This window comes from Rothia sp. HMSC072B03 (genome assembly GCF_001809565.1).
Lineage (GTDB): Bacteria > Actinomycetota > Actinomycetes > Actinomycetales > Micrococcaceae > Rothia > Rothia mucilaginosa_A.
Window position 1 is genome coordinate 1 of sequence record NZ_KV797967.1, and the last position, 514, is coordinate 514.

The 514-nt window shown below is 56.4% G+C and carries 1 protein-coding gene; it reads left to right on the plus strand.

All coding sequences use genetic code 11. The annotated features are described in order from the left end of the window. Positions 1-401, plus strand: a 401-nt coding sequence (locus HMPREF2630_RS02080; RefSeq protein ID WP_210389014.1) for a pentapeptide repeat-containing protein, incomplete at its 5' end; no start/stop codon positions are given. Between the last annotated feature and the right edge of the window lie 113 nt (positions 402-514).

Here is a 514-nt window from a genome sequence, read left to right on the forward strand (position 1 = left end):
ACGCGAACTTCAGCGGGGCGACCTTCACCCAAGACGCGGACTTCAGTGCGGCGACCTTCACCCAAAACGCGGACTTCAGTAAGGCGACTTTCGCTCAAACCGCAAACTTCAACGAAGCGACTTTTAGCGTACTTTCACCAGAGTTTGTGAAGACTTATGAAGACTCAGGTAAAACAGTCAGCGCAAAATTTGCTGCTCTGGCCAAAAATCAGGAAGCACATAATTTCACGGTCAGTAAAGGTAGTTTCCCCATTCCTCTGGGAGAAGCTGAGCTAGGGGACGGCGTAAAACACCACATCCCTGTGGGAACGGTACTCTTCAACCCCAGCTCGGGAGAAACCAGTAAGCCAGCACAGCCTCTTGAAAATTCCGATGCTGAGGAAGAAAAGCCCGCTGGATAAGGCTCATCTCTAAAAGGCCCCGCCGGTCCCTTATCGGCGGGGCCTTTGCACGCCCGCAGTAAGTGCGCCTCCGCGAGTACCCCCCCCCCCCCCCCCCCCCCCCCCCCCCCCCC